This is a genomic window from Brevundimonas sp. T2-11, from assembly GCF_055397675.1.
In genome coordinates, this window is the sequence record NZ_AP027920.1 from 1,663,434 (window position 1) to 1,689,300 (window position 25,867).

25 protein-coding genes and 1 tRNA gene are annotated in these 25,867 nt (G+C 66.8%); 15 read left to right on the forward strand and 11 right to left on the reverse strand.

Annotated features, from left to right (window positions below; genetic code table 11):
• Position 1: 1 nt before the first annotated feature.
• From ACZ5XO_RS08300 to ACZ5XO_RS08315, 4 genes are read right to left on the reverse strand one after another with little or no spacing between them, the layout of a single operon-like run.
• On the reverse strand, positions 2-760 hold the full coding sequence (locus ACZ5XO_RS08300) for an ABC transporter ATP-binding protein (protein WP_464161899.1): 759 nt from the start codon (positions 758-760) through the stop codon (positions 2-4).
• Complete coding sequence (locus ACZ5XO_RS08305; RefSeq protein WP_464161900.1) at positions 757-1,746, reverse strand: FecCD family ABC transporter permease; 990 nt, start codon at positions 1,744-1,746, stop codon at positions 757-759. The genes ACZ5XO_RS08300 and ACZ5XO_RS08305 overlap by 4 nt, the downstream gene beginning before the upstream one ends.
• A complete protein-coding gene (locus ACZ5XO_RS08310) occupies positions 1,743-2,516 on the reverse strand; it encodes an ABC transporter substrate-binding protein (protein WP_464161901.1) in 774 nt (257 codons plus the stop codon). The genes ACZ5XO_RS08305 and ACZ5XO_RS08310 overlap by 4 nt, the downstream gene beginning before the upstream one ends.
• Before the next feature lie 20 nt (positions 2,517-2,536).
• A complete protein-coding gene (locus ACZ5XO_RS08315) occupies positions 2,537-3,169 on the reverse strand; it encodes a TetR/AcrR family transcriptional regulator (protein ID WP_464161902.1) in 633 nt (210 codons plus the stop codon).
• Positions 3,170-3,467: 298 nt separating this feature from the next.
• On the opposite strand from ACZ5XO_RS08315, the gene ACZ5XO_RS08320 reads away from it, so the two are divergent.
• The 3 genes from ACZ5XO_RS08320 to ACZ5XO_RS08330 are packed head-to-tail and all read left to right on the forward strand — an operon-like array spanning position 3,468 to position 6,451.
• Complete coding sequence (locus tag ACZ5XO_RS08320; RefSeq protein WP_464161903.1) at positions 3,468-4,724, forward strand: glycosyltransferase family 2 protein; 1,257 nt, start codon at positions 3,468-3,470, stop codon at positions 4,722-4,724.
• A 16-nt stretch (positions 4,725-4,740) separates the two neighbouring features.
• On the forward strand, positions 4,741-5,637 hold the full coding sequence (locus ACZ5XO_RS08325) for an RsmD family RNA methyltransferase (RefSeq protein ID WP_464161904.1): 897 nt from the start codon (positions 4,741-4,743) through the stop codon (positions 5,635-5,637).
• Position 5,638: 1 nt separating this feature from the next.
• On the forward strand, positions 5,639-6,451 hold the full coding sequence (locus ACZ5XO_RS08330) for a TrmH family RNA methyltransferase (RefSeq protein ID WP_464161905.1): 813 nt from the start codon (positions 5,639-5,641) through the stop codon (positions 6,449-6,451).
• A gap of 3 nt (positions 6,452-6,454) precedes the next feature.
• On the opposite strand, the gene ACZ5XO_RS08335 is transcribed toward ACZ5XO_RS08330, so the two are convergent.
• A complete protein-coding gene (locus ACZ5XO_RS08335) occupies positions 6,455-7,744 on the reverse strand; it encodes an MFS transporter (protein WP_464161906.1) in 1,290 nt (429 codons plus the stop codon).
• Between the two features lie 60 nt (positions 7,745-7,804).
• The gene (gene hrpB / locus ACZ5XO_RS08340; protein ID WP_464161907.1) at positions 7,805-10,240 is read right to left on the reverse strand and encodes an ATP-dependent helicase HrpB; all 2,436 of its coding nucleotides are present in this window, start codon (positions 10,238-10,240) and stop codon (positions 7,805-7,807) included.
• Between the two features lie 155 nt (positions 10,241-10,395).
• Between hrpB and ACZ5XO_RS08345 the strand changes: the two genes are divergently transcribed.
• Both ACZ5XO_RS08345 and ACZ5XO_RS08350 read left to right on the forward strand, forming a co-directional pair.
• Positions 10,396-12,054, forward strand: coding sequence for an amino acid permease (locus ACZ5XO_RS08345; RefSeq protein ID WP_464161908.1), 1,659 nt, complete (start codon positions 10,396-10,398; stop codon positions 12,052-12,054).
• Positions 12,055-12,216: 162 nt separating this feature from the next.
• Positions 12,217-12,301, forward strand: a tRNA-Leu gene (locus tag ACZ5XO_RS08350).
• 7 nt (positions 12,302-12,308) lie between these two features.
• On the opposite strand, the gene ACZ5XO_RS08355 is transcribed toward ACZ5XO_RS08350, so the two are convergent.
• Positions 12,309-13,133 carry an NAD(P)H-hydrate dehydratase gene (locus ACZ5XO_RS08355; RefSeq protein WP_464161909.1) on the reverse strand — a complete coding sequence of 275 codons (825 nt, stop codon included), beginning with the start codon at positions 13,131-13,133 and terminating at the stop codon, positions 12,309-12,311.
• A 120-nt stretch (positions 13,134-13,253) separates the two neighbouring features.
• Between ACZ5XO_RS08355 and ACZ5XO_RS08360 the strand changes: the two genes are divergently transcribed.
• From ACZ5XO_RS08360 to ACZ5XO_RS08380, 5 genes are all read left to right on the forward strand, one after another.
• Positions 13,254-13,592, forward strand: coding sequence for a P-II family nitrogen regulator (locus ACZ5XO_RS08360; protein WP_105563500.1), 339 nt, complete (start codon positions 13,254-13,256; stop codon positions 13,590-13,592).
• Between the two features lie 73 nt (positions 13,593-13,665).
• The gene (gene glnA / locus ACZ5XO_RS08365; RefSeq protein ID WP_464161910.1) at positions 13,666-15,075 is read left to right on the forward strand and encodes a type I glutamate--ammonia ligase; all 1,410 of its coding nucleotides are present in this window, start codon (positions 13,666-13,668) and stop codon (positions 15,073-15,075) included.
• 131 nt (positions 15,076-15,206) lie between these two features.
• The gene (locus ACZ5XO_RS08370) at positions 15,207-15,482 is read left to right on the forward strand and encodes a hypothetical protein (protein WP_464161911.1); all 276 of its coding nucleotides are present in this window, start codon (positions 15,207-15,209) and stop codon (positions 15,480-15,482) included.
• Positions 15,479-15,919 (forward strand): Spy/CpxP family protein refolding chaperone, encoded by a 441-nt coding sequence (locus ACZ5XO_RS08375; RefSeq protein ID WP_464161912.1) that lies wholly within the window; start codon positions 15,479-15,481, stop codon positions 15,917-15,919. Before ACZ5XO_RS08370 ends, ACZ5XO_RS08375 begins: the two co-directional genes overlap by 4 nt.
• Before the next feature lie 9 nt (positions 15,920-15,928).
• On the forward strand, positions 15,929-16,486 hold the full coding sequence (locus ACZ5XO_RS08380) for an RNA polymerase sigma factor (protein WP_464161913.1): 558 nt from the start codon (positions 15,929-15,931) through the stop codon (positions 16,484-16,486).
• 6 nt (positions 16,487-16,492) lie between these two features.
• Here the strand turns inward: ACZ5XO_RS08380 and ACZ5XO_RS08385 are convergent, their stop codons facing one another.
• The 3 genes from ACZ5XO_RS08385 to tpiA form a co-directional block, all read right to left on the reverse strand.
• The gene (locus ACZ5XO_RS08385; RefSeq protein ID WP_464161914.1) at positions 16,493-18,145 is read right to left on the reverse strand and encodes a CTP synthase; all 1,653 of its coding nucleotides are present in this window, start codon (positions 18,143-18,145) and stop codon (positions 16,493-16,495) included.
• Between the two features lie 121 nt (positions 18,146-18,266).
• Entirely contained in the window at positions 18,267-18,674 is a 408-nt protein-coding gene (secG, locus tag ACZ5XO_RS08390) for a preprotein translocase subunit SecG (protein WP_464161916.1), read from the reverse strand.
• Between the two features lie 105 nt (positions 18,675-18,779).
• Positions 18,780-19,529 (reverse strand): triose-phosphate isomerase, encoded by a 750-nt coding sequence (gene tpiA, locus ACZ5XO_RS08395; protein WP_464161918.1) that lies wholly within the window; start codon positions 19,527-19,529, stop codon positions 18,780-18,782.
• A gap of 133 nt (positions 19,530-19,662) precedes the next feature.
• On the opposite strand from tpiA, the gene ACZ5XO_RS08400 reads away from it, so the two are divergent.
• Positions 19,663-21,591: a peptidylprolyl isomerase gene (locus ACZ5XO_RS08400; protein WP_464161919.1), complete on the forward strand. Its 1,929-nt coding sequence runs from the start codon at positions 19,663-19,665 to the stop codon at positions 21,589-21,591.
• Positions 21,588-23,129: an anthranilate synthase component I gene (trpE, locus tag ACZ5XO_RS08405; protein WP_464161920.1), complete on the forward strand. Its 1,542-nt coding sequence runs from the start codon at positions 21,588-21,590 to the stop codon at positions 23,127-23,129. The genes ACZ5XO_RS08400 and trpE overlap by 4 nt, the downstream gene beginning before the upstream one ends.
• On the opposite strand, the gene ACZ5XO_RS08410 is transcribed toward trpE, so the two are convergent.
• Complete coding sequence (locus tag ACZ5XO_RS08410) at positions 23,126-23,314, reverse strand: hypothetical protein (RefSeq protein WP_464161921.1); 189 nt, start codon at positions 23,312-23,314, stop codon at positions 23,126-23,128. The genes trpE and ACZ5XO_RS08410 overlap by 4 nt on opposite strands.
• A 109-nt stretch (positions 23,315-23,423) precedes the next feature.
• On the opposite strand from ACZ5XO_RS08410, the gene ACZ5XO_RS08415 reads away from it, so the two are divergent.
• The 3 genes from ACZ5XO_RS08415 to trpC are packed head-to-tail and all read left to right on the forward strand — an operon-like array spanning position 23,424 to position 25,850.
• Positions 23,424-24,014, forward strand: coding sequence for an anthranilate synthase component II (locus tag ACZ5XO_RS08415; protein WP_464161923.1), 591 nt, complete (start codon positions 23,424-23,426; stop codon positions 24,012-24,014).
• 4 nt (positions 24,015-24,018) lie between these two features.
• Positions 24,019-25,056 (forward strand): anthranilate phosphoribosyltransferase, encoded by a 1,038-nt coding sequence (gene trpD, locus ACZ5XO_RS08420; RefSeq protein ID WP_464161924.1) that lies wholly within the window; start codon positions 24,019-24,021, stop codon positions 25,054-25,056.
• Positions 25,053-25,850, forward strand: coding sequence for an indole-3-glycerol phosphate synthase TrpC (gene trpC, locus ACZ5XO_RS08425; RefSeq protein WP_464161925.1), 798 nt, complete (start codon positions 25,053-25,055; stop codon positions 25,848-25,850). Before trpD ends, trpC begins: the two co-directional genes overlap by 4 nt.
• Positions 25,851-25,867 lie beyond the last annotated feature (17 nt).

Genomic DNA, 25,867 nt, shown 5'->3' on the forward strand with positions numbered 1-25,867 from the left:
ATCAGGTAAGACGACGGGCCGCCAGCAGCGGTCCGTCGGGTGCCTCGATCCAGACCCCGTCCAGATGGAAGGCCGAACGCAGCACGCCGGGCGACAGGGCCTCGACCGGCGCCGCATCCGCGACGACCCGCCCGGCGTCCAGCACCACCACCCGATCCGCGATCCGCGCCGCCAGCGTCAAGTCGTGCAGGCTGACCAGTACGCCCCCGCCCGCATCGGCTCGCGCCCGCAAGCATTCCAGCACCAAAAGCTGAGCGTCAGGGTCCAACCCGGCGATGGGCTCGTCCGCCAGCAGCAGGGGCGCTTGAACCACCAGGGCCCGCGCCAGCAGCACTCGCGCCCGCTCGCCGCCCGACATCTCGGCCACGCCACGCTGCGCCAGATGCCCGGCCCCGACCTCGTCCAGCGCCGCACGCGCGCGCTGCAACACCGCATCTCCGGCCAGGAAGGGCGCGCCCAGAGCCGCCACCTCAATGGCAGGCAGGTTCCAGGCGATATGCCGTTCCTGCGGCAGATAGGCCGCCCGCGCCCCGCGCTCACGCTCAGATAGACGCCGCACGTCCTCGCCGGCCAGCTTCGCCATGCCCGCTTGCAAGGACGTCAGGCCCAGAGCCGCGCGAATGGCGCTGGACTTGCCCGCGCCGTTTGGCCCGCACAGGGCCACCAGCTCGCCCGCCGCGACCGACAGGCTAACCCCGTCCAACACCGTGGCCGCGCCCAAGCGGGCGACCGCGCCGTCAAGTTCCAGCAAGGCGCTCACAGCCGCCACTCCCGCGCCGCGCGCCAGGCGATCAGGGCGAACAGGGGCGCGCCGACCAGAGCCGTTAACACGCCCAGCTTAAGTTCCTGATCGGTCGGCGTCAGACGCGCCGCCAGATCGGCCAGCACCAGCATCAGTCCGCCCGTTAAGGCCGAGGGCAGCAGCAATCTTCCCGGATCGCCGCGCACCGCAGCCCGCACCAGATGCGGCGCGGCCAGACCGACAAAGCCGATCACCCCCGCCACCGCCACCGCCGCGCCCGCCGCGACCGCCGAGGCGATCAAGGCCAGAACCCGCATTCGGCCCATCGACAGGCCCGACGCCCGCGCCGCCTCTTCGCCCAGGGTCAGCATCCGCAGACCCGGCGAAGACCTCGCCGCGAAGACGGCGGCCACGACCAGCGCCGGCGCGACCCAGGCCACGTCGATCCAGCTGCGGTTCTGCACCGAACCCAGCAGCCAGTTCATCACCTCGGCCGAGGCGATCGGTGAGGGCGACAGGTTGAAGATCAGGGCCGTCAGCGCGCCTGCAAAGCTCGACAGCGCCACCCCGAACAGGATCAGCGCCTCGGGCGCCCGCACCCGCGCCGCTATGGCGACCAGCAACAGGCCAGCCAGCGCCGCGCCGATCAGGGCCGCGCCCTCGACCAGTCCAGGAATGGCCGCAGCCCCCAACACAATGGCTCCCGCCGCGCCCAGCGCCGCCGTGGCCGACACGCCCAGCACGCCCGGATCCGCTAGCGGGTTCCGCAACAGGCCTTGCAGCACCGCCCCGGCCAGACCCAGCGCGGCCCCGACCATCAGGGCGCAGACCGCCCGCGGCGCCCGCACCTGCCACAACACTTCGCCCGGTCCCGAAGCCGGATCGGCCAGGGCCTGCCCATACTGGGCCGCCGACAGCACCGTCTCGCCGAACAGCACCGCCCCGACCAGGGCCAGAAGGATCGCCGCCGCCAACCCGAGGCTCAGACTCAAATGTCTCTTCATCGCGCGGCCTCCGCCAGCAGAGCCGCCGCGTCGGCCGCGAACCAGGCGGGACAGCTCAGCGTCGAGGCCGGCAGGTCCGTCACCGTCCGGCCCCTGGCCGCGCGTGCGACCACCGGATGCCGTCCCGGCCCGCGCCAGTCCGCCCGCCATTGCTGGAAGAAGCCCCGCACGAATAGGGCTGGTGGGCTCAGGGCGATCTTCTCGATCCCCAGCGGCTGATAACCCGGCCCGATCACGCCGTTGCGAAACCCCGCCGCCTTCAGAATGGAATCGATCAGCGACCCCGCTCCGGTCGTATAGCCGCCGGGCGTGACATAGACGGCTTCCCGTCCTCGCCCGCCGCCCACCGCCTGTGCCAGCCGCCGGTCCATGTGGGTGATCAGAGCCTGACCGCGCGCGTCCTGTCCCAGGCCCTGCGATACGGACCTCAGGTTCTGACGGACCCCATCCATATCGGTGGCGTCGTCGATGTTCAGCACCCGCGTCCCGCGCTTTTCCAGCGCCGCCAGCAGGCGCGGCTCACCACCCCAATAGCGAACCACGACGTCAGGCTGGAACCCTATGGCCGCCTCCAGCGTCGGTCGAACCCGAGGCCGGCCCCGCGCCGCCTGACGCATCCAGGAATCCGGGTCGTCCGCTCGTGACGACAGGGCCAGATCAGCCTCGGGCGTCAGCGCCAGAACATACTGATCGGCGCACTGGTCAAGCGACAGCACCCGCAAGGGACGCGCCTCGGCCACTGCAGGCGCAACAACCAGAAGAGCCAGCATGGTGGCTCCGTACAAGGACCTCACGGCCTCAGCAGCCCCGCGAACAGGGCGTCCAGCGTGACACGGGTCAGTTCATCCCGATCCGCCCATTCGAAATAGGGCTTGGTTATCCGCAACGAGACAATGCCGTGACCACAAGCCCATATGGCCTGAGCCAGGGTCGTTGGGTCTCCCTTCATGCGGCCGGCCGCGACGGCCTGCTCGACCACGGCGACGAACGACCTGAACAGTTCGAAACCCGTCTCCTGGGCCACGGTCTGAGCGCCCTCGCGCGCTTCGACGGGACGGGTCAGATAGGTCAGCCGATAGGCGTTCGGATTGTCGAAGCCGAACCGGATATAGGCCTCGATCATGCGCCGCAGCCGTGCTTCCGCCGGTTCGTCCTCGATCAGGATCTTGTGGTGCGAAGCGATCAGAGCCTCGAACGCGCCACGACAGATCTCGTGCAGCATCTCGCTCTTGTCGGCGAAATGCATATAGAGCGCCGTCGATGAAAGACCGACCTCGTCGGCGATCTTGCGGATCGTGGCGCCCTCATAGCCATGCTCGACAAAGATGCGCTCAGCGGCGGCCAGTATCTCTGTGCGCCGAACGTGGCCTTCGCCCTTGGGCTTGCGGGCCGAACGCGGCGTTTGGATCGGGTCGCCAGGCAATCCAGCACTCCATGAAGGCAAGACGTCTTGCATAACCCCTTCACCGACGAATCGCCAATCGCTTGCCAAGCCACAAACATCATAGTTAATAGCATCAACAACCATAGGTCGGGCTTTGATGCGTCCACGAAAAGCCAGGTTCGAAGATTCCGCTCCCAAACCTGGCGACGCCAAGATCACCGCCACAAGAACACAACTTCTAGTGATAGCTCTGGCTGCCGTTACCACTACAGCGTCGGTTGCCTGCTGGCCCTATGTCGGCGGCGCGCTGACGTTGATGATTCAGCTTGGATTCGTCTTGGTCATCGCCTGGCGCCTGATGACCATCATGGCGAGCCAAGGCGGTCCGCCCAAGGCCATGACGACGCCCTGGCTCCCTCCTTCGGAGCTACCCCGCTATTCGGTGGTGGTGGCCCTCTACGATGAAACGGAAATCCTCCCCCCTCTGATCGGGCGTCTCGAGGCGATCGACTACCCAGCCGATCTTCTGGATGGCTATCTGGTGCTGGAAGCTCACGATCAAAAGACCATCGAGACCGCCCGGTCTCTGACTCTGCCTTCATGGCTGCAGATTCTCATAGCGCCGCCCGGCGCCCCGACCACCAAGCCACGCGCCCTTAATCACGCACTGCAGTTCGCGCGAGGAGATCTGCTCACCGTCTACGACGCCGAGGACGATCCGGACCCGCTGCAATTGCAAGAAGCCGCAGCACGGTTCCGCACGGCGGATGAGGACATGGTCTGTTTTCAGGCGCCGCTCAGGATAAGGCGACTGCGCAAGTCGTCGAACAGATCCGGTTTTCTGGACAGGCAGTTCGCCGCCGAATATGCGGCCTTGTTTGAAATCACCCTGCCTGCAATGGCGCGAATGGGCTTGCCCTTCCCCTTGGGCGGAACCAGCAATCACTTTCGAATCTCCGCCTTGCGTGCCTTGGGAGGATGGGACGCCTGGAATGTGACCGAGGATGCGGACCTCGGTTTCCGTATCTGGCGACGAGGTTGGCGATTGGGCGTCCTCAGCCGCCCTACATATGAACCGCCTCCGGGCGAGTTGGTCCACTGGTTGCCTCAGCGGACCCGTTGGCTGAAGGGCTATCTGCAAACCCTGCTGGTGCACACCCGCTCCACTTCAGGCATGGGGTGGAGAGGTTGGTCCGCTCTGGCCCTGACACTCGGCGTGGCTTCAGTCTCAGCAGCGCTTCATGCCCTGTCCGTCGCCTGGATCTGCGTTTTCTTCCTTATGTCCCTCCTGGCAAGCCGTTTGTCTGACGTTCCCTGGCTCGGTTTGGGCACCCTGGCGACCGGAACGGCCGCCGCCGTTCTGACAGCAGCTATCGGCGCACGCCGCGCCGGTATTCGCTTTTCTCCGTGGGACATGCTGGCGGCGCCGATCTACTGGTCCCTGCTCAGTCTGGCCTTCGCTCATGCCGCTGTGCGCCTCATCATGGAACCGCATCGCTGGGACAAGACGGCGCATTCGCCCGACATTGTGGATGAAGACGCAAGCGCCGTTCCTGCACACTTGGTCACAGAGTCTGGACGAGCCGCGGCCTGAGCGCCTATCAGCGCGCATGGCTCCGGTTCTCTCCTCCTCGCCCGAAACCCTCGTCACGCGCGGGTGGTCGGACTACGCCCTTCTGGACAGCGGCGACGGCCGCAAGCTGGAGCGTTACGGCCGCTATACCGTCGTGCGTCCTGAGCCGCAGTGCTTCTGGAAAGCCCATGACGAAAGCGCCTTCGAGCGCGCCAACGCCATGTTCGATCCGCAGCAGGAGGAAGAGGATTCCGGTCGCTGGCGTTTCGACGCCCACGGCCCCATCGACGCCTTTCCGCTGAAGTGGCGCGACGTGCGTTTCATGGGGCGGTTCACACCTTTCCGCCATCTGGCCTTCTTCCCCGAGCAGGCCGCGAACTGGGAGTGGCTGGACGCGCGCATCCGTACCCTGGACCAGCCTAGGATCCTGAACCTGTTCGGCTATACCGGCATGGCCAGCTTGGCCTGCTCGGCGGCGGGCGCGCACGTGACCCACGTCGACGCCTCCAAGAAGTCCGTGGCCTACGCCCGCGAGAACGCGGAACTGTCAGGCCTGGCCGACCGTCCGATACGCTGGATCGTCGAGGACGCCCGCAAGTTCGTGGCGCGCGAGGTCCGGCGTGGCTCGAAATATGACGGCATCATCCTGGACCCGCCCAAATATGGTCGGGGCGCCAACGGCGAGGTCTGGCGCCTGTTCGAGGACATGCCTGACCTGCTGAAGGACTGCGCCGCCCTGCTGTCCGACGACGCCTCCTTCCTGTTGCTGAACGCCTATGCGGCGCGGATCTCGGGCTTGTCGCTGGCGCACATGATGGCCGAGGCGACCCATGATCGCGGCGGACGCATCGACTGGGGCGAACTGGCCCTGTCCGAGGACGGTCCCGACGCCCGCGCCATCGGCCTTAGCTTCTTCGCCCGATGGAGCGCCTGACATGGTCGAGCGCGTGATCACCTCCCTGACCAACGACACCATCAAGTCTGTCCGCGCCCTGCACATGCGCAAGGAGCGCGACCTGACGGGCCGCTTCCTGGCCGAGGGCCTGAAGTTCATCGGCGAGGCTCTGGATCAGGGCCGCGCCCCGGTCATGCTGCTCGTCGGCGACGAGGCCCGGCCCCATCCGCTGCTGGACCGCGCCAAGGCCGAGACCATCAGGGCCGGCGGCCAGATCATCGTCGTCACCCACGCCATCCTCGAAAAGATCAGCCGTCGCGACAATCCGCAGACGGTTCTGGGCGTGTTCGAGCAGGTCTATACCCCGCTGGACGCCATCCGGCCCGACGCCAAACCCTGCTGGGTGGCGCTGGAGCAAGTGCGTGATCCGGGCAACCTGGGCACCATCATCCGCACGGCAGATTCCGCCGGCTGCGGCGGGGTCATCCTGATCGAAGACTGCGTCGATCCCTTCTCGGTCGAGGCCGTCCGCGCCACCATGGGCTCGGTCTTCGCCGTGACCATCAGCAAGGCGTCGCGTGAGGAATTCCTGGCCTGGCGCGCCAAATGGCCCGGCAGCGTCATCGGCACCCGCTTGGACGCCAAGCACGGCTATCGCGACAGCCCCGTCCGCCATCCGGCCCTGATCCTGATGGGCAATGAACAGGCCGGGCTGACCGACGAACTGGCCGCCGCCTGCGACCTGAACGTCAAGATCCCCATGCGCGGCCGGGCCGACAGCCTGAACCTGGCCATCGCCACCGGCATCATGGTCTACGCCGTGACCGACGCGGCCTACGGCACAGACATCTGACGCTTACGTCTCGCCGTCCGTCTTGATCCGGTTCATGCCCAGCAGGGCCAGGATGGTCAGGAGGGCGGCGACCGCCAGATAGGCGCCCACGGCCTTCAATCCATAGTGACCGGCCAGCCAGGTCGCTGCGAAGGGCGCCAGCGACGCCCCCAGAATTCCCGCCAGATTGAAGGTCATCGACGCCCCGGTGTAGCGCACCGCCGTGGGGAAGGGCCGCGCCAGCGCCGCGCCCAGCGGCCCATAGGTGCAGCCCATCAGGCTGAAGCCGATGATGAAGAAGGCCACGACGCCGGCCAGTCCTCCGCCGCCGAACAGGGGCGCCAGAACCAGGCCGAACAGGGCGATGGCGACGGACGTGACCAGCAGCGTCCGCCCCTGCCCCCAACGATCCGCCGCCAACGCCGCCAGCGGGATGAACAGGCCGAAGAAGCAGACCCCCAACAGCTGGATCGGCAGGAACTGCTCGCGCGTATAGCCCATCGCCGTCGTGCCCCAGCCCAGGGCGAAGACCGTCATCAGGTAGAAGAGAACAAAGGTCGCCATCCCCGCCAGCGTCCCGGTCAGCAAGGCGAACTTGTGCCGCGCCAGCAGAGTCAGGATCGGCGTCTCGACGCGCTCGGCCTTGTCGATGGTCTTCTTGAACTCGGGCGTCTCGGTGATGCGCAGCCGCACCCACAGGCCGACGAAGACCAGCAGCGAACTGGCGATGAAGGGAATGCGCCAGCCCCAGGCCAGGAAATGCTCGTTCGGCAGCGTCGCCGTCAGGATGATGAAGCTCAGGGTCGACAGGATGAAGCCGATCGGCGCGCCCAGCTGCGGGAACATGCCGTACCAGGCCTTCTTGCCCGGAGGCGCGTTCTCGGTCGCCAGCAGCACCGCCCCGCCCCATTCGCCGCCCAGACCCAGGCCCTGACCGAACCGGCACAGGGCCAGCAGCAGGGGGGCGACCACGCCGACGGAATGCCAGGTCGGCAGCAGGCCTATGGCCACCGTCGACAGCCCCATGGTCATCAGGGCCGCGACCAGGGTCGCCTTGCGCCCCACCTTGTCGCCGAAATGGCCGAAGACAACCGCTCCAACCGGGCGCGCGAAGAAGGCGATGGAAAAAGTCGCGAAGGACGACAGCATGGCCGTCGTCGCATCCTCGCCCGGGAAGAACAGGGAGGGAAACACCAGCACCGCCGCCGTGGCGTAGATGTAGAAATCGAAAAACTCGATCGTGGTGCCGATCAGACTGGCGAACAGAATTCTCCGCTTTGAGGCGGAAGGCGGTGAGAGTGCAGCGTCGGCCACGCGAAATCCTTGCATTGCTGCACGGTCATTGCGCCGTACCGCAACGCCTCGTCAAGCCAGTCAGGTTCCGCGCGGCTTAGCCCGGCTGGTGGCCTCGGCGTTGGCGGGATCTTCCGGCCAGGGGTGGCGCGGATAGCGCCCGCGCATCTCGCTGCGCACCGCCGCCCATGATCCGGCCCAGAACCCCGGCAGATCCCTGGTCACCTGCACCGGCCGTCGCGCCGGCGACAGGAGGGACAGGGTCAGCGGGACCCGCCCGCCGCCGACCGTTGGATGCGTCTTCACCCCGAACAGTTCCTGCACCCGTATCTCGACGCGCGGCCCGCCCTCGGCGGCATAGTCGATAGAGGCCGAACCCAGCGGCGTGGTCAGGCGCGGCGGGGCCAGGTCGTCCAGCCTGCGCTGCAAATCCCACGGGATCAGCCCGCGCAGGGCCTCGGCCAGCTTGCCGTCGCCGATGTCGCCCAGCGAACGCGCCCCCTCGAGCAGCGGCCACAGCCAGTCCTTGCACGTGGCCATCAGGCCTTCGTCCGACACGTCAGGCCAGGTCGCATCCAGACCGCGCAAGAAGGCCAGCCGCACCCGCAGCGCGCCCGCCTGCTCGCCCCAGTTCAGCGCCGACACCCCGCCTGCCTCGACCTCGGACTTCAACGCCGCTGTCATGGTCGCCCGGTCCGGCGCGCCGACCACCTTCTCGTCCAACACCAGCGCGCCGATGCGGCGGATGCGACGGATCACCGGCTTGCCCGAGGGTTCTCGCGCCAGTCGATCCTCGACCTCGATCCGATGCGCCAGATCGGCCTCCAGCGTCGTCGCGTCCAGCGCCGCCGCCAGCCGAATACGGTCGCGCGCATCCCCGCCACCCAGTTCCGCCACCGCCAGCCAGGGTTCCCGCGCCATGTGCTCGGTCGGATCAAGAAAGGCCCCGCGCCCGGAGGCCAGCAGCACCTCGCCCGGCTTGCCCCGCGCCCGCGCGATCCGCTCCGGGAAGGCCTCGGCCAGCAACAGGCCCGCGTCCGCCTCTCCACCTGAGCCGCCCCCAGCCGCCCGCGCCCAACGCTCGGTCAGCTTCATCGCATCGCGCCCGCGCGGCGAGCGGTCCCGCTCCAGCCTCTTCAACCGGTCGTACAGATCGACGCCATTCCCGCCCAGCCCCGGCTCGCTCAGCACTGCCGCGATCCGAGCACCGCCAAGCGCATCGTCCTGATCCGAAGCGACCGCCACCATATGGCTCAGTCGCGGCGGCAGCGGGATGCGGGTGAGCCGCTGCCCGTGCGCCGTCAGATCGCCCTTGGCGTCCAGCGCGCCCAGCCGGGTCAGCACCTTTCTCGCCTCGGCCAAGGCTCCTGCAGGGGGCGGGTCCAGCAGAGCCAGCCCCTCGACCGACTTCGCGCCCCAGCGCGCCAGATCCAGCGCAAAGGCGGTCAGGTCGGCTTCCTGAATTTCGGGTCGCTGATGCGGGACCAGACCCCGCGTCTGTTCCTCGTCCCACAGGCGGTAGCAGACGCCCGGCTCAACACGACCGGCGCGCCCTCGCCGTTGTTCCGCCGACGAGCGGCTGACCTTGACCGTCGCCAGTCGGGTCAAGCCGCTGGACGGCTCAAACCTGGGCACGCGCGACAGACCGCCGTCGATCACCACCCGCACGCCCTCGATGGTCAGGCTGGTTTCCGCCACCGAGGTCGCCAGCACGACCTTGCGGCGGCCAGGCGGCGCCGGCTCGATGGCCCGGTCCTGCTCGCCTTTGTCCAGTGCGCCATAGAGAGCCACGACATCGACCGAAGGATCACGCAGTCGCTCGTTCAGACGCTGAACCGTCCAGTGAATCTCGCCCTGCCCCGGCAGGAAGACCAGCACCGATCCCGCCTGATCGCCCAGCGCCTGCATGACCGCTCGCGCCACGGCGTCCTCGAATCGCTCGGCGGCGTTGCGGCCCAGGTAGAGGGTTTCGACCGGGAACATCCGTCCCTCGGCCTCGATCACCGGCGCGCCATCCAGAAGTTTGGAAACGCCGGCGATGTCCAGCGTCGCCGACATGACCAGCAGCCGCAGGTCGTCACGCAGCACCGACTGGCTCTCTCGCGCCAGAGCCAACCCGAGATCGGCGTCCAGACTGCGTTCGTGGAACTCGTCGAACAGGACTGCGCCGACGCCTTCCAGCGCCGGATCGTCGAGAATCATCCGCGTGAAGACGCCCTCGGTGATGACTTCGATGCGCGTTTCGGGACCGATGCGGCTCTGCAGCCGGGTTCGATAGCCGACGGTCCCACCCGCCTTCTGACCCAGGCTCGCCGCCATTCGGTCGGCCGCCGCCCGCGCCGCCAGCCTGCGCGGCTCCAGCACCAGCACCTTCTGATCACCCAGCCAGGGCTGATCCAGAAGAGCCAGCGGCACGACCGTGGTCTTGCCCGCGCCAGGCGGCGCGGCCAGAACGACCGCATTGGTTGCGCTCAGCGCCGCTTTAAGCGGCTCCAGTACGGCGTGAATCGGCAGCATCAGATGGGCTCTAGCCGCAACGGCCCCGTTCACGAAAGCGTCGTCGTCGCTTCATCCAATCGAAACCGCGTTGCGCGCGGCCCTTCGGATGGTTAGCGTCCGCCCCCAAGAAGACGACCCGGGAGGGGTCGTTGCGTAATTGGGGGCGCGACTTCATGTCCGCAGACGGCGTAAAGCCAGCCGGCAACCGGCTATTTCTCAAAAAATCCATTACCCAGATCCAGAAGGAAGCCGCCAAGAGCGAGCTGAAACGGACCTTGGGTCCGTTGAATCTGATGAGCCTGGGCATCGGCGCCATCATCGGCGCCGGCATCTTCGTTCTGACGGGTCAGGTCGCCTCGGCCAACGCCGGCCCGGCCATCATGCTGTCCTTCGTCGTCGCCGGCTTCGCCTGCGCCCTCGCAGGTCTCTGCTATGCTGAACTGGCCTCGACCATGCCGGTTTCCGGTTCGGCCTATACCTATGCCTACGGCACCCTGGGCGAGGTCTTCGCCTGGATCATGGGCTGGCTGCTGGTGCTGGAATACGGCGTCGCCGCCTCGACCGTCGCGGTCGGCTGGTCCGGCTATGTCGTGTCGATCATGAACGACTTCGGCCTCAGCGCCAGTCTGTTCCCGACCATACAATATGCAGGCGGCGAAGGCCCCCAGTGGGCCACGCCTCTGGTCCAGCTGGTCCAGAACGCCGGCGCGACCTCCTTCCCGATGACGGGCACCTTCAACCTGGTCGCGGCTGTCGGCATCGCCGCCGTCTGCGGCCTGCTGGTCCTGGGCGTGTCGGAATCGGCGAACATCAACAACGCTATCGTCGTCATCAAGATCATCGTTCTGCTGACCTTCATCGCCGTCGGCATCCAGTACATCAACCCGGACAACTGGGTCCCCTTCATCCCCGAGCCTACCGGCCAGGCCGGTCAGTTCGGCGTCGGCGGCATCTTCCGCGGCGCGGCCATCATCTTCTTCGCCTATGTCGGCTTTGAAGCGGTTTCGACCGCCGCCGCCGAGGCTAAGAACCCGTCCAAGGACGTGCCGATCGGCATCCTGGGCGCCCTGTTCGTCTGCACCCTGATCTACATGGCCGTCGCCGCCGTCATGACCGGCGTGGTGCCCTATCTGGAGCTGGCTTCGCCGGCGCCGATCGCCGTCGCCATCGACCGCATGGGCCTGGAATGGGCCAATGTGCCGCTGGCGGCTTCGCCCAGCGGTCAGCTGAACCTGATCGCCTTCCTGATCAAGATCGGCGCCATCACCGGTCTGTCCTCGGTCATGCTGGTGCTCTGCTACGGTCAGACGCGCGTCTTCTACACCATGGCCCGCGACGGCCTGCTGCCGAAGTCGTTCGCCAAGGTGCACCCGAAGTTCCGCACCCCCTGGATCGGCACCATCGTCCTGGGCATCCTGATCGCCATCGCGGCGGCCTTCCTGCCCATCTCGATCCTGGGCGACTTGGTGTCGCTGGGCACGGCGACGGCCTTCGCCATCGTCTGTCTGTCGGTCATCGTCCTGCGCGTGAAGCACCCGGAGATGGAACGCCCGTTCAAGGTGCCGGGCGGCGTCTTCACCGCGGTTCTGGGCATCCTGGCCTGCCTCTTCCTGGCCAGCCAGAACCTGATCCCGATGTTCCAGCACGCCGCCGAGGACAACCCCCTGCCGCTGATGCTGCTGGGCGGTTATGCGGCGATCGGCGCGATCATCTACGCCGCCTACGGCTTCTGGCACTCCAAGCTGGCCAAGGGCATCGACATCACCGAGGACGCCACGCTGGAAACGGCCGTGGAAGCCCTCGGCCACGGCGTCGACAACAAGAAGGACTGATCCTCGGGTCGGTCCGGCCTCGGCCTCAAGCAGCGCAAAGCGCGGTAGGCCAAAACCAAAAAGAGAAAGGCCCCGGAGCGATCCGGGGCCTTTTTTGATGCAGCGCAGCTTATGCTGATTGCCCAATCCTCCGCCCTCGCCTACAGGCTTTCGCCTACCTATGCGGATGTGGCGGAACTGGTAGACGCACCAGATTTAGGTTCTGGCGCCGAGAGGCGTGGAGGTTCGAGTCCTCTCATCCGCACCACAGGTTCTCAGCCTGGACAGAGCCCGGCCAGCACCGAAGGGATCAGTCCCGGCAGATCTTCTGCGATCAACCCCGGTCCGAACCGCTTGGCCGCATCCGCGTGCATCCAGACCGCCGCGCAAGCCGCGTCGAAGCTGTCCATGTGCTGGGCCAACAAGCCACCGATCATTCCCGCCAGAACGTCGCCGCTGCCCGCCGTCGCTAGCCAGGGCGAGCCGTTGCCGTTGACGACCCAGCGCCCATCCGGCGCGGCGATCACGGTGGCGCCGCCCTTCAACACCACGACCGCTCCGGCGCGCGCAGCAGCCTCCACCGCCGCCGCCTCGCGCCCCTTGACCAGCAAACCGGGAAACAACCGCTCGAACTCGCCCTCATGCGGCGTCAGGACATCGTCACGGTCCAGACAGGCGAACAGATCGTTGGGTCGGTCGCGGAACAGGGTCAGGGCGTCGGCGTCGATCACCAGGGCCGCTCCGGTCCGCGCCAGAGCAGCGACATTGGCGCCCGTCGCCTCGGTCAGACCCGCTGCGGGCCCGATCACCACAGCATCCATCGGCTGAGCCAACTCCGCCAGTTGATCACCGGACACGAAACTGGCCAGCATGACCGCTTCGAGGGTCGGCGCCAGAACGGGCGCCGCTTCCGGCGGACAGAACACCTTCACCAGGCCGGCGCCGATTCTCAGACCCGCTCGCGCCGCCAGCCTGGCCGCCCCCGTCGACAGCGCGCCACCGGAAACCACGCCGAGACGGCCGCGAGCGTGCTTGTGAGCTTCTGCGTCAGGCCAGGGCAGCCGGCTTTGCCATGTCATGGGGTCATTGATCGGGTTCATGATCGAATTCCGTTCACGGATGGCCTCTACGCACGAAAATTGCTTGCCTTATTGTGCAATGCAATGTCCCTTTACCCCCCGAGCGTCGGACCAACCAAGGGAGCCGGCTCGGGACTCGCCATGAAGAAGATTGAAGCCGTCATCAAGCCATTCAAGCTGGATGAAGTGAAAGACGCTCTCCAGGATATCGGGGTGCAGGGCATGACCGTGCTGGAGGCCAAGGGATATGGCCGCCAGAAGGGTCATTCCGAGCTTTATCGCGGCGCCGAGTACGTCATCGACTTTCTGCCCAAGATCAAGATCGAGGTCGTCGTGGCCGATGATCTGGCTCCCGCCGTCGTAGACGCCATTCAGACAGCAGCCCGCACCGGCAAGATCGGCGACGGAAAGATCTTCGTCTCCGCCCTGGAAGACGTGATCCGCATCCGCACCGGCGAAACCGGCGCTCAGGCTATCTGACCTCTCCACCACGGCCGTCCCCTCCAGGGCGGCCGCTTTTCGTTCACCTCCCCTACTTCACAGGACCCGTGCCATGAGCGCCGCCCAGAAGATCCTTCAAGAGATCAAGGACAAGGACGTCCAGTACGTCGACATCCGCTTCACCGACACGCGCGGCAAGCTGCAGCACGTGACCTTCGACATCGACCTGGTGGACGAAGAGTTCCTGGAAGAAGGCACCATGTTCGACGGCTCGTCGATCGCGGGCTGGAAGGCCATCAACGAGTCCGACATGCTGCTGAAGCCGGACCTGGACCGCGCCTACATCGACCCCTTCTATCAGCAGACCACGCTCTTCCTGTTCTGCGACGTCCTGAACCCCGATACGGCCGAGCCCTACAACCGCGACAGCCGCTCCATGGCCAAGAAGGCCCTGGCCTATGTCCAGTCCTCGGGCGTGGGCGACGTGGTCTATTTCGGTCCCGAAGCCGAGTTCTTCGTGTTCGACGACGTGCGCTGGAGCACTGCTCCGCACAACACCAGCTACAGCTTCGACTCGATCGAACTGCCGTCCAACACCGGCGCTGAATACGCCGAGGGCAACATGGGTCACCGTCCGGCGACCAAGGGCGGCTACTTCCCGGTCAATCCGGTCGACTCGGGTCAGGACCTGCGCGGTGAAATGCTGGGCGTCATGAAGGACCTCGGCCTCGACCCCGAGAAGCACCACCACGAAGTCGCGCCCGCTCAGCACGAACTGGGCCTGAAGTTCAGCGACCTGCTGACCATGGCCGACCGTCTGCAGCTCTATAAGTACGTGATCCACAACGTGGCCCACGCCTACGGCAAGTCGGCGACCTTCATGGCCAAGCCCATGTTCGCCGACAACGGCTCGGGCATGCACGTCCACATGTCGATCTGGAAGGACGGCAAGCCCCAGTTCGCCGGCGACAAGTACGCCGGCCTGTCGCAGGAATGTCTGTGGTACATCGGCGGCATCATCAAGCACGCCAAGGCCATCAACGCCTTCGCCAACTCGACCACCAACTCGTACAAGCGCCTGGTTCCGGGTTATGAGGCGCCGGTGAAGCTGGCCTATTCGGCCCGCAACCGCTCGGCTTCGATCCGCATTCCGCACGTCTCGTCGCCCAAGGCCAAGCGTCTGGAAGCCCGCTTCCCCGACCCGATGGGCAACCCCTATCTGACCTTCGTCGCCCTGCTGATGGCCGGTCTGGACGGAATCGAGAACCGCATCGATCCGGGCGCGGCCTCCGACAAGAACCTCTACGACCTGCCGCCGGAAGAGCGCGGCTCGATCCCCGAGGTCGCCGGTTCGCTGAAGGAAGCTCTGGACGCCCTCGACGCCGACCGCGCCTTCCTCAAGAAGGGCGGCGTCATGGATGACGACTTCATCGACAGCTACATCGAGCTGAAACAGGAAGAAGTCGCCCGTCTGCAACTGCACCCGCACCCGGTCGAATTCGATATGTACTACAGCTGCTGATTTCAGCATCTGGTTGACGATCAAGGCGCCGGCGGAAACGTCCGGCGCCTTTTTCATGGAACTGAAGCCGACAATGGAGGGAAGCTTTCCAAAGCCGCGTATAGGGAATGCAGGGCAAGCGAAGGCGAACGATGACGCACGATATCGACAGGTTGATCGGAACCGCGCTGGTCGAGGATGCCCGTCTTGGCGATCTGGAGGCCGACGTCTGGCGCCGCATCGAGCAGCAGCAGTCTGACCGCCGCCTGGCGCAGGTCCGGCTGGCGGCGCTGGCGATGGCTCTGGTCGTCGGCGCGGCCAACGGCGGTCTGTTCGCCCTCACCCGCCCCGCGCCATCGTCAGATATCCAGGTCTTCACCCTTGCGAGCGCCCCCTCGCCCCTGTTCAGACTGGAGGCAGGGCAATGATCGCCGGCTGGAAATCCATCGCCGTGACAGCCCTTCTGGCGGCTCTGGTCAGCGGCGCAGGCGCCTGGCTGGGTGCCGGATGGGTGACGCAACAACGCGCGACTCCCAGCCTGCACGACATCGTCCATCACGATCTCGACCTGACTCCCGATCAGGCCGCACGCCTCAAGGTCATCGAAGACCGCTTCGCCACGACCCGGCCCGCTCTTGAGGAAGACGTCCGCGCCGCCAACCGCGAGCTGGCCGCCGCCATCGCCGCCAATCAGGGCGACAGCCCCCAGGTTCAGGCCGCCGTCGATCATTTCCATGACGCCATGGGCGCGCTGCAAAAGGCGACCATCGCTCATGTCTTCGAGATGCGCGCCGTCCTGACCCCGGAACAGACCCGCGCCTTTGATCGCGGCATCTCCGACGCCCTGCTGCAAGAAACCCGTTAGGGTTTGAGGGTGGAGGACGAGGCTTCCCTGCCGTCGCGCGCCGCGCGCGGCGACCGTGCGGCCTTCGCCGCGCTGATGGACGACACCAAGGCGGACCTGCATCGCTTTGTCCGCCGCTATGTGGGCGAAAACGACGACGCCTATGATCTGGTTCAGGAAACCTATGTCGCGGCCTGGCTGGCCATTCGCCGATACGATCCCGCCCGTCCTTTTCCTGTCTGGCTCAGAGCCATCGCCATCAACAAATGTCGTGACTGGGGCCGCAAGCGCGCCGTCAGGCGAGCCGTGCGGGGCGTCATGGGGCTGGACGCTCCCGAAGCCTTGGCGGTCGGAGAAAACGCCCCTGCCGCTGATACTCTGCTGGATGATCGGCGACGCATGGCGGCGCTGGACCGCGCCCTGGCGGCCCTGCCCGACGCCTTGAAGACGCCCCTGCTGCTGGCCACGCTGGAGGGGCGTTCACACGCCGAAGTCGCCAACCTGATCGGTGCGACGCCCAAGGCTGTCGAGACCCGTATCGCCCGGGCGCGCCGGGCGCTGGCGGCGGCCCTCAGCCGCACGCCATAACCGCCCCTAGACGAGGCGGCTCTGCACCACGGCCGCGCCGATGAAGCTGGCGAACAGGGGATGCGGCGCGAACGGGCGGCTCTTCAGCTCCGGGTGATACTGGACGCCGATGAACCAGGGGTGGTCCGAACGCTCGACCGTCTCGGGCAGAACGCCATCAGGCGACAGGCCGGCGAAGACCAGACCCGCCTTCTCTTCGATCGCGTCACGATAGTTGATGTTCACCTCGTAGCGGTGACGGTGGCGCTCGCTGATCTCGGTCGCGCCGTAGATCTCGGCGATCTTCGAGCCAGCCTTGAGCGTCGAGTCATAGGCGCCCAGACGCATGGTGCCGCCCAGATCGCCGCCATGCTCGCGTTTGACGCGCTCATTGCCCTGGGTCCACTCGGTCATCAGGCCGACGACGGGTTCTTCCGCCGGACCGAACTCGGTCGAGGTGGCCTTGGGGAATCCGGCCAGATTCCGCGCCGCCTCGATTACCGCCATCTGCATGCCGAAGCAGATGCCGAAATAGGGAATCTTGCGTTCACGCGCGAAACGCGCCGCCTCGATCTTGCCTTCGGCCCCCCGCTCGCCAAAACCGCCCGGGACCAGCACCGCATGGGCGCCGGCCAGACGCGTCTCGCAAGCCTCCGGATCCCCCTCGAAGGTGTCGGCCTCGACCCAGTCGATGTTGACCTTGACGTTATTGGCCACACCGCCGTGCTGCAGCGCCTCGATCAGGGACTTATAGGCGTCCTTCAGAACCGTATACTTGCCGACCACGGCGATGGTGACTTCGCCATCAGGATGCAGGCGACGACGCACGATCTCCTGCCAACCGGTCAGGTCGGGCTGGGGCGCGTCGTTGATCCCGAAGTGGGCCAGGACTTCGCTGTCCAGACCTTCGTGGTGATAGTCCAGCGGCACGGCGTAGATGTCGGCGGAGTCCATCGCCTGGATCACGCCGCTTTCGCGCACGTTGCAGAACTGGCCGATCTTGCGCTTTTCCTCGGCCGGGATCGGCTGTTCACAGCGGCACAGCAGGATGTCGGGCTGGATGCCGATGGAGCGCAGTTCCTTGACCGAGTGCTGCGTCGGCTTGGTCTTCATCTCGCCGGCCGTCTTGATGAAGGGCAGCAGGGTCAGATGGACGAAGCAGGACTGGCCGCGCGGCAGGTCCTGGCCCAGCTGGCGGATGGCCTCGAAAAAGGGCAGGCCCTCGATGTCGCCGACGGTGCCGCCGATCTCGACCAGGACGAAGTCCACGTCCTCACCGTCGTCAGTCTTGGCCGGGCTGAGGCAGAACTGCTTGATCTGATCAGTGACGTGAGGGATCACCTGAACAGTGGCGCCCAGATAGTCGCCGCGGCGCTCCTTCTCCAGGATCGTAGAATAGATGCGGCCGGTCGTGACGTTGTCCGATTTGGCGGCGGAAACACCCGTGAAGCGCTCATAGTGGCCCAGATCGAGGTCGGTCTCGGCGCCGTCGTCGGTCACGAAGACCTCGCCGTGCTGATAGGGGCTCATCGTCCCCGGATCGACGTTGAGATAGGGGTCCAGCTTGCGCAGACGGACCTTGTAACCTCGTGCCTGCAAAAGAGCGCCGAGAGCGGCGGAGGCGAGGCCTTTTCCTAGCGAGGAAACCACGCCGCCGGTGATGAACACATAGCGAGCCATGGGCGGACACCTTACTCCATGATTCGCGGCGGGAGCATGGCCCGACGCAAAACAACTGTTGAACAAAAGAAGAAAGCGCGCCGTGCGGCGCGCTTTCAGGGATTTCTTATCTGTCGGCCGCTTACTGCGCGGGCGCCGGGGCCGGAGCGGAAGCGGCCGGGAGGCTGGCTTCCAGATCGTCCAGCGACGGTGCGGCGGGCGCCGCCGGCGTCGGAGCTGCAGGCTCGGCCGGAGCCGACTGCTGCTCATTGCCGACGGCGATGGCGCCGACGGCGTCGGCGTCGATCACCGAACGCGAACCGCGAGCGAAGTTGCCGGCGATGGTCAGGCTGATGGCGCAAACAAAGAAGGCGATGGCCAGGATCGACGTGGCCCGCGTCAGCAGGTTGCCCGCGCCGCGCGCGGTCATGAAGCCCGACGGGCCTCCGCCCATGCCCAGGGCGCCGCCCTCGGAACGTTGCAGCAGGATCACGGCCGTCAGGGCGACCGAGATCAGGATCATGGCGACGAGCAAGATGGTCTGGAGCATGGTGTCAATCATGTGGGCGCGCAGATGCGCCGATCAAGCGGCGGCGTCTAACACCGATGCGGGACCGGGGCAAACGCCGAACGAAGTGTAGCTCGAAAACCTCGCCTAGACGGCGCGGATAATGCCCAGGAAATCCTCGGCCTTCAGCGAGGCGCCGCCGACCAGGGCCCCGCCAACTTCCGCCACAGCCAGGATTTCGACGGCGTTCGACGGCTTGACCGAACCGCCGTACAGAATCGGCGCGACACGACCGCCCTCGCCGAGTTTGGCGACCATGGCGGCGCGCACTGCGGCGTGAACCTCCTCGATCTGCTCCAGCGTCGGGGTCAGTCCGGTGCCGATCGCCCACACCGGTTCATAGGCGACCGCGAAGGCCTTGCCCGCCAGCACCGTCGGCAGAGAACCCGCCACCTGACGGCTGACGATCTCGACCGCCTGCCCGGCTTCACGTTCAGCCAGGGTCTCGCCAACACAGACGATGGGCTCCAGACCCGCCGTCAGTGCAGCTTCAACCTTGGCGGCGACGTCAATGTCGGTCTCGCCAAAGCCGGCGCGGCGCTCGGAGTGTCCAAGAATCACAAGACGCGCGCCAGCGTCCACCACCATGGCGGCTGACACAGATCCGGTGAACGCGCCCGAAGTTTCAGCGTGGCAGTCCTGACCGCCCAGTTCGACGGGCGTATCAGCCAGAACGCGCCCCATCCGCTCAATCAGCGTCGCGGGCGGGCACAGGGCCACACGACAGGCCGCAGCCTGTTCCTGCAGGGCTTTCGCCAGGGCCTCAGCCTCGCCAAGGCTCGCGCCCAGGCCGTTCATTTTCCAGTTGCCGGCGACCAGCTTCACAGATTGTTTCATGGCCGCCTCTTTAGGCACCGTTGTCGCGGAAGCCAAGATGTTGCGGCGGGTCCGCTTGCGGCGCCCTAGGGACTGCCCCTATACGCGACGTTGGCGCCCCTTTGACGCCGGCCCTCGTCAGGTTTCTGTCTCGATGATCACGCTGTTCCGCAACTTCTCCAAGTCGAAATGGGCTGCGGGCCTGTTCGCCTTGATCATCCTCAGCTTCCTGGTTGTGGGCGCTCAGTCGGATGTCTTCTCCAGCTTCAGCCCGAAACACGTCATCGACGCCGGTGATCGCAGCATCAGCGCGCAGCAGTTCCGCGGCGACTTCGAGCGCGTACGCGCCAATCTTCAGGAGCAGGCTGGCCGCCCCGTGTCCTTCGAGGACATGGTCAAGGAGAACATCCACACCCAGTATCTGGAAACCCAGACGCAGCGGATGGGTTTCCTCGCCTGGGCCTGGAACGCCGGCATCAGACCCGGCAAGGAGCTGGTGCTGAAAGAAATCCGCCAGATTCCGGCCTTCTTCAATCAGGTCAGCGGTCAGTTCGATCAGGATCGTTATGAGCAGGCGCTCGCCGCGCAGGGGCTGACGTCCGAAATGCTCGAGCAGGACCTGCGCGACCAGTATGTCGTCAGCCAGTTCAGCGCCGGCGTCTTCGCAGGCGCCCGCGTGCCGCGGATCTACGGCGCCTTGCTGGCCGGCCAGGCGCTCGAGACGCGCGACGGCCGTTGGTTCACTGTCACACAGGCCATGGCGGGATCCGCACCGGCTCCGACCGACGCCCAGCTGACCGCCTACATCAACGAGAACGCCGCCCAACTGCGCCGTCCCGAATTCCGCATGATCTCGATCGTGCTCTTCAACCCTGGCCCCAACAGCCAGCCTGCCCCGATTACCGAGGAGCGCATTCGCGAACGCTTCGAGTTCCGCAAGGCTGCGCTCACCAATCCCGAGAAGCGCACCTTCGTCACCCTGACCGTGCCGAACAAGGCCGCCGCTGACCGCATCGCCGCCGACCTGCGCGCCGGCAAGGCCCCGGCCGAAGTCGCCGCCGCCAACAAGATCGAAGTCAGCAACTACAACGACACGCCGCAGAGCGCCCTGGGCGATCCCGCCGTCGGCGCCGCCGTCTTCGCCCTGCCCGTCAATCAGGTTTCCAACCCGATCCAAGGCCGGGTCGGTTTCACCGTCGCCAAGCTGACCGGTGTCACGCCGGGCGCTCCCGCCACGCTTGAGAGCGTCCGCGGTGCCCTGGTGGAGGAACTGCGTGCTGAAGACGTCAAAGCCGCTACCTACGCCAAGGTCGAGCAGTACGAAAAGGCTCGCCAGGAAGGCAAGAACCTGGCCGACGCCGCCCAAGCCGTTGGCGCGCGACTGGTTCAACTGCCGCCCGTCACCGCCGATGGCCGTCTGCCTGACGGTCAGCCGATGAACGCCCCGCGTCAGATTTTCGAGTCGGCCTACGCCCTGGCCAAGGGTGGCGAGAGCGAACTGATCGACGCTGGCGAAGGCCAGTACTTCGCGGTCCGCGTGGACGACATCCGTCCCGCCGCTCTGCCCGCCTTGGCTGAAGTTCGCGCTCCTCTGGCCCAGCAATGGACCATGCGTGAGAACGCTCGCCGGCTTTCGGCCAAGGCCGAGGAACTCGCCCAGCGGGTTCGCGGCGGCGAGGACATCGCCAAGGTCGCCGCCTCGGTCAACGCCTCCTTGATGACGCGCGCCGGCGTCCAGCAAAGCCGTGAAACCCAGACGCAGCTGGGCGAGGGCGTCCTGCGCGGCCTCTTCGGTCAAGGCAAGGATCAGGTCTTCACGGGCCAGACCCAGACCGGCTTCGTCGTGGGTCGCGTCGACGGCATTCATGCCGCCGTTCCCGCCCTGGCCGCCCCCTTGGTCGAACAGGTTCGCCCGCGTCTGACCCAGGAGTTGGCAAACACCATGATCGAACAAGGCGTCAACGCCGCTGCGGCGCGAGTGAAGGCCAAGAACGATCCCGCCGCCGCCATCGCCGCCCTGGGCATCGAAGCTCCCGCAGCCGCTCCGGCGGCTCCGGCCGCCCCTGCGCCCGCCAAGAAATGAGCGCAGGCGTCGGACAGGAAGCTGAACGCGCCGCGTTTGTCTCTGGCCTGAAATCAGGCCGCCCCCAGGTCGTCGTTCGTCGCCTGATCGACGACCTGGAGACGCCGGTTTCGGCCTTCCTCAAGGTCGGACACGGACGGCCCTACGCCAGCCTTTTCGAGTCTGTCGAAGGCGGCGCGGTCAACGGCCGCTACTCCTTTGTCACCCTGGCTCCCGACGTCGTATGGCGCTGCCGTGACGGTCAGGCCGAAATGGCGCGAGGCGAGGCTGTCCTCGCCGACCGGTTCACGCCCGAAGATCGCCCTGCGCTGGAGTCCCTGCGCGCCCTGATCGCCGCCACCCGTTTTGAGTTGCCCGACGATCTGCCGCCCATGGCCGCCGGCCTGTTCGGTGTCTTCGGTTACGACATGGTGCGCCTGCTGGAGCCGCTGGGCCCGGCTAACCCCGACCCGTTGAACCTGCCCGACGCCGTCATGGCGCGCCCGTCGCTGGTCGCCATCTTCGATTCGGTGAAGCACGAGATCGTCCTGATCGCCGCCGCCTATCCCGACAGCGGCGCAGATGCGGACACGGCCTTCGATGCCGCCATCGGACGCCTGGACGACTTCGAGGACCGCCTGCGCGGTCCCCTGCCGATCCAGCGTGAAGCCCAGCCGATTCCCGCCCCCGACTTCCACTCGCCGGTCGACGCCGCCGGGTTCGACGCCATGGTGGCCAGGGCCAAGGACTACATCACCGCGGGCGACATCTTCCAGGTCGTGCTGGCCCACCGCTTCTCTGCGCCCTGGAGCCAGGACCCGTTCGCCTTCTATCGGTCGCTGCGTCGCGGCAACCCGTCGCCCTATCTCTTCTTCCTCGACTACGTGGACTTCCAGCTGGCCGGGTCCAGCCCGGAAATCCTGGTCCGGCTGAAGGACGGCCGCGTGACCATCCGTCCGTTGGCCGGCACCCGCCCGCGCGGCGCCACGCCGGAACTGGACAAGGCGCTGGAGGTCGAACTTCTGGCCGATCCCAAGGAACGGGCCGAGCACCTGATGCTGCTGGACCTGGGCCGCAACGACGTGGGTCGCGTCTCATCGCCCGGCTCGGTCGAGGTGACCGAGAGCTTCGTCGTCGAGCGCTACAGCCAGGTCATGCACATCGTCTCCAACGTCAACGGCGCGGCTGATCCCAGGCTGGACGCGGTGGACACGCTTCTGGCCGCCCTGCCCGCCGGCACCCTGTCCGGCGCGCCCAAGGTGCGGGCCATGGAGATCATTGACGAACTGGAGACCGAGAAACGCGGCGTCGGCTACGGCGGCGGCGTGGGCTATATCTCGGCCAATGGCGAGGCGGACATCTGCATCGTCCTGCGCACCGCCATGTTCGCCCAGGACAAGATCTTCGTTCAGGCTGGCGCGGGCGTCGTCGCCGACAGCGATCCCGCCGCCGAATACGCTGAGACCCTGGCCAAGGCCCGCGCCCCGATGAAGGCGGCCGAGGACGCGTGGCGATTCACCGCGACCACTCGCGGCCAGGGCGCGAACGGCTCAGTCTAAGGATTGGAAACCGTGGAACCCTGGTCGAACGACACGCCGGGGCCCACGACCATGGTCCCCGCCAGCAACACCGCCGCCGTCGCGGCGAAGGCCGCCGCCGCCAGCAGGCGCAGCGGCTTGGGTTTTTCTGTGGTCGGCTCGTCGAGCAGGGCCTGGGCGTCGCGGATGGCTTCTAAGCGGGTCAAGACGGATTTCTTCCGATGGCGATGCTCCTGTATCGCGCGGACAGCTTAACGTCCGCTTTCAGTCCGCCTTCGCTTGGCGCGTCGTCCCTCCCGTCCTAAGAACCCTGCCATGATCCTCGTCGTCGATAACTACGACAGCTTTACCTACAACCTCGTCCACTACCTCGCGGAGCTGGGCGCCCAGACGCATGTCGTCCGCAACGACGACCTGACGGTGGAAGAAGCCTGGGCGCTGAAGCCCGAGGCCGTGCTGCTGTCGCCCGGTCCCTGCGATCCCGATCAGGCCGGCATCTGCCTGCCTATCCTGAAAACCGCGCCGCTGGACATGCCGATCTTCGGCGTCTGCCTGGGCCATCAGGCCATCGGCCAGGCGTTCGGCGGCGACGTGATCCGCGCCAAGACCCTGATGCACGGCAAGACCTCGCCGATCGAGCATGAGGGCCGCAGCCTGTTCAAGGGCCTGCCCTCGCCCTTCACCGCCACCCGCTATCACTCGCTGGCCGTGCGCCGCGAGACCCTGCCGGACGAGCTGGAAGTCACCGCCTGGACCGCTGACGGCGAGATCATGGGGCTGGCCCACCGCATCCGGCCGATCCACGGCGTTCAGTTCCACCCGGAATCCATCGCCACCGAGCACGGCCACGACATGATCGCCAACTTCCTCGATCTGGCGGGCGTCAAGCGACTGGCGACGGTCTGAGGCTATGGACGGTTTCAAGCCTCTGCTGGGCAAGCTGGTGGACGGGCATGTCCTGACCCCGGACGAAGCCCATGCCTTCTTCTCGGCCTGTCTGCGGGGCGAGCCGACCCCGTCGCAGGTCGCCGCCGCCGTCACCGCCCTGCGCATCCGAGGCGAGACGGTGGACGAGATCGTCGCCTTCGCCACCGCCATGCGCGAGGCCGCCCTGTCGCTGGATCATCCGTTTGACGATGTGATCGACACCTGCGGCACCGGCGGCGATGGCCAGCACACCTATAACGTCTCGACCGCCGCAGCCTTCGTTCTGGCGGGCGCGGGGCTCAAGGTCGCCAAGCACGGCAACCGCGCCATCAGCTCAAAGTCCGGCTCGTCCGACGTCCTGGCCGCCCTGGGCGTCAACCTGGACGCCACCATCCCGCAACAGGCCCGCGCCCTGGATCAGGCTGGCATCGCCTTCCTGTTCGCCCCCACCTATCACGGGGCCATGCGTCACGTCGGGCCAGTCCGGGCCGAGATCGGTTTCCGCACGGTTTTCAACCTCCTGGGGCCGCTTTGTAATCCGGCTCATGCAAATCGTCAGGTCATGGGCGTCTATGATCCAACCCTGCTGGAGCCCCTGGTCGAGGTGCTGGGCCGCCTCGGCGCGCGCCGCGCCTGGACCGTCCACGGTCAGGGTCTGGACGAGATGACCACCACAGGCCCGACCGAGGTGGCCGAGTGGAAGGACGGCGTTGTCCGCCGCTTCACCGTCACCCCCGCTGACGCCGGCCTGCCGCTGGCGACGCTGGACGATCTGCGCGGCGGCGACGCCGAGCATAACGCGGCGGCGCTGAAGGCCCTGCTGGCGGGCGAGCGTGGCCCCTATCGCGATATCGTCGTGCTGAACGCCGCCGCTGCCCTCGTCGTGGCCGACCGCGCCGCCGGCCTGCGTGAAGGGGCCGAACTGGCCGCCGCCGTCATCGACGACGGTCGCGCCGCCGCCGCGCTGGAAACCCTGGTGCGCGTCACCAACACCCCTATCGATCCTGACGAGGCCGCATGACCGACGTTCTGGCGAAGATCGCCGCCTACAAGCGCGAAGACGTGGCCGCCCGCAAGCTTGCGACCTCTCAGTCCGCCGTCGAGGCCCTCGCCGGCCAGGCGTCGGCCCCGCGCGGCTTCCGCTCCGCACTGGAACGCGTGGCCGAGGAAACCGGCCGCCCCGCCCTGATCGCCGAGATCAAGAAGGCCAGCCCGTCCAAGGGCCTGATCCGCGCCGACTTCGACCCGCCCGCCCTCGCGAAAGCCTATGAGCGCGGCGGCGCGACCTGCCTGTCCGTCCTGACCGATGGCCCCAGCTTCCAGGGCGACGACGCCTTCCTGGCCGCCGCCCGCGACGCGGTCGCCCTGCCCTGCCTGCGCAAGGACTTCCTGGTCGATCCCTGGCAGGTGGCCGAGAGCCGCGCCCTGGGCGCAGACTGCATCCTCATCATCCTGGCCATGGTCGACGACGCCCTGGCCGCCGACCTGCTGGCCGAGGCCGAACGATTCGGCATGGACGCCCTTATCGAGACCCATGACGAGGCCGAAATGGCCCGCGCCTGCAAGCTGGACGGCGACCTGGTCGGCATCAACAACCGATCCCTCCGCACCTTCGAGGTCGACCTCGACGCCACCGAGCGCCTGTCCATGCTCAGCCCCGTGAAAGCCCTGCTGGTGGCCGAAAGCGGCATCTTCACGCCCGACGACGTCGCCCGCGTCGCCGACGCCCACGCCCAGGCCATCCTCGTCGGCGAAAGCCTGATGCGTCAGGAGGATGTGGAGGCGGCGACGAGGACCCTGCTGTCACTGAGCTAGTGTCGGATATCGGCTTG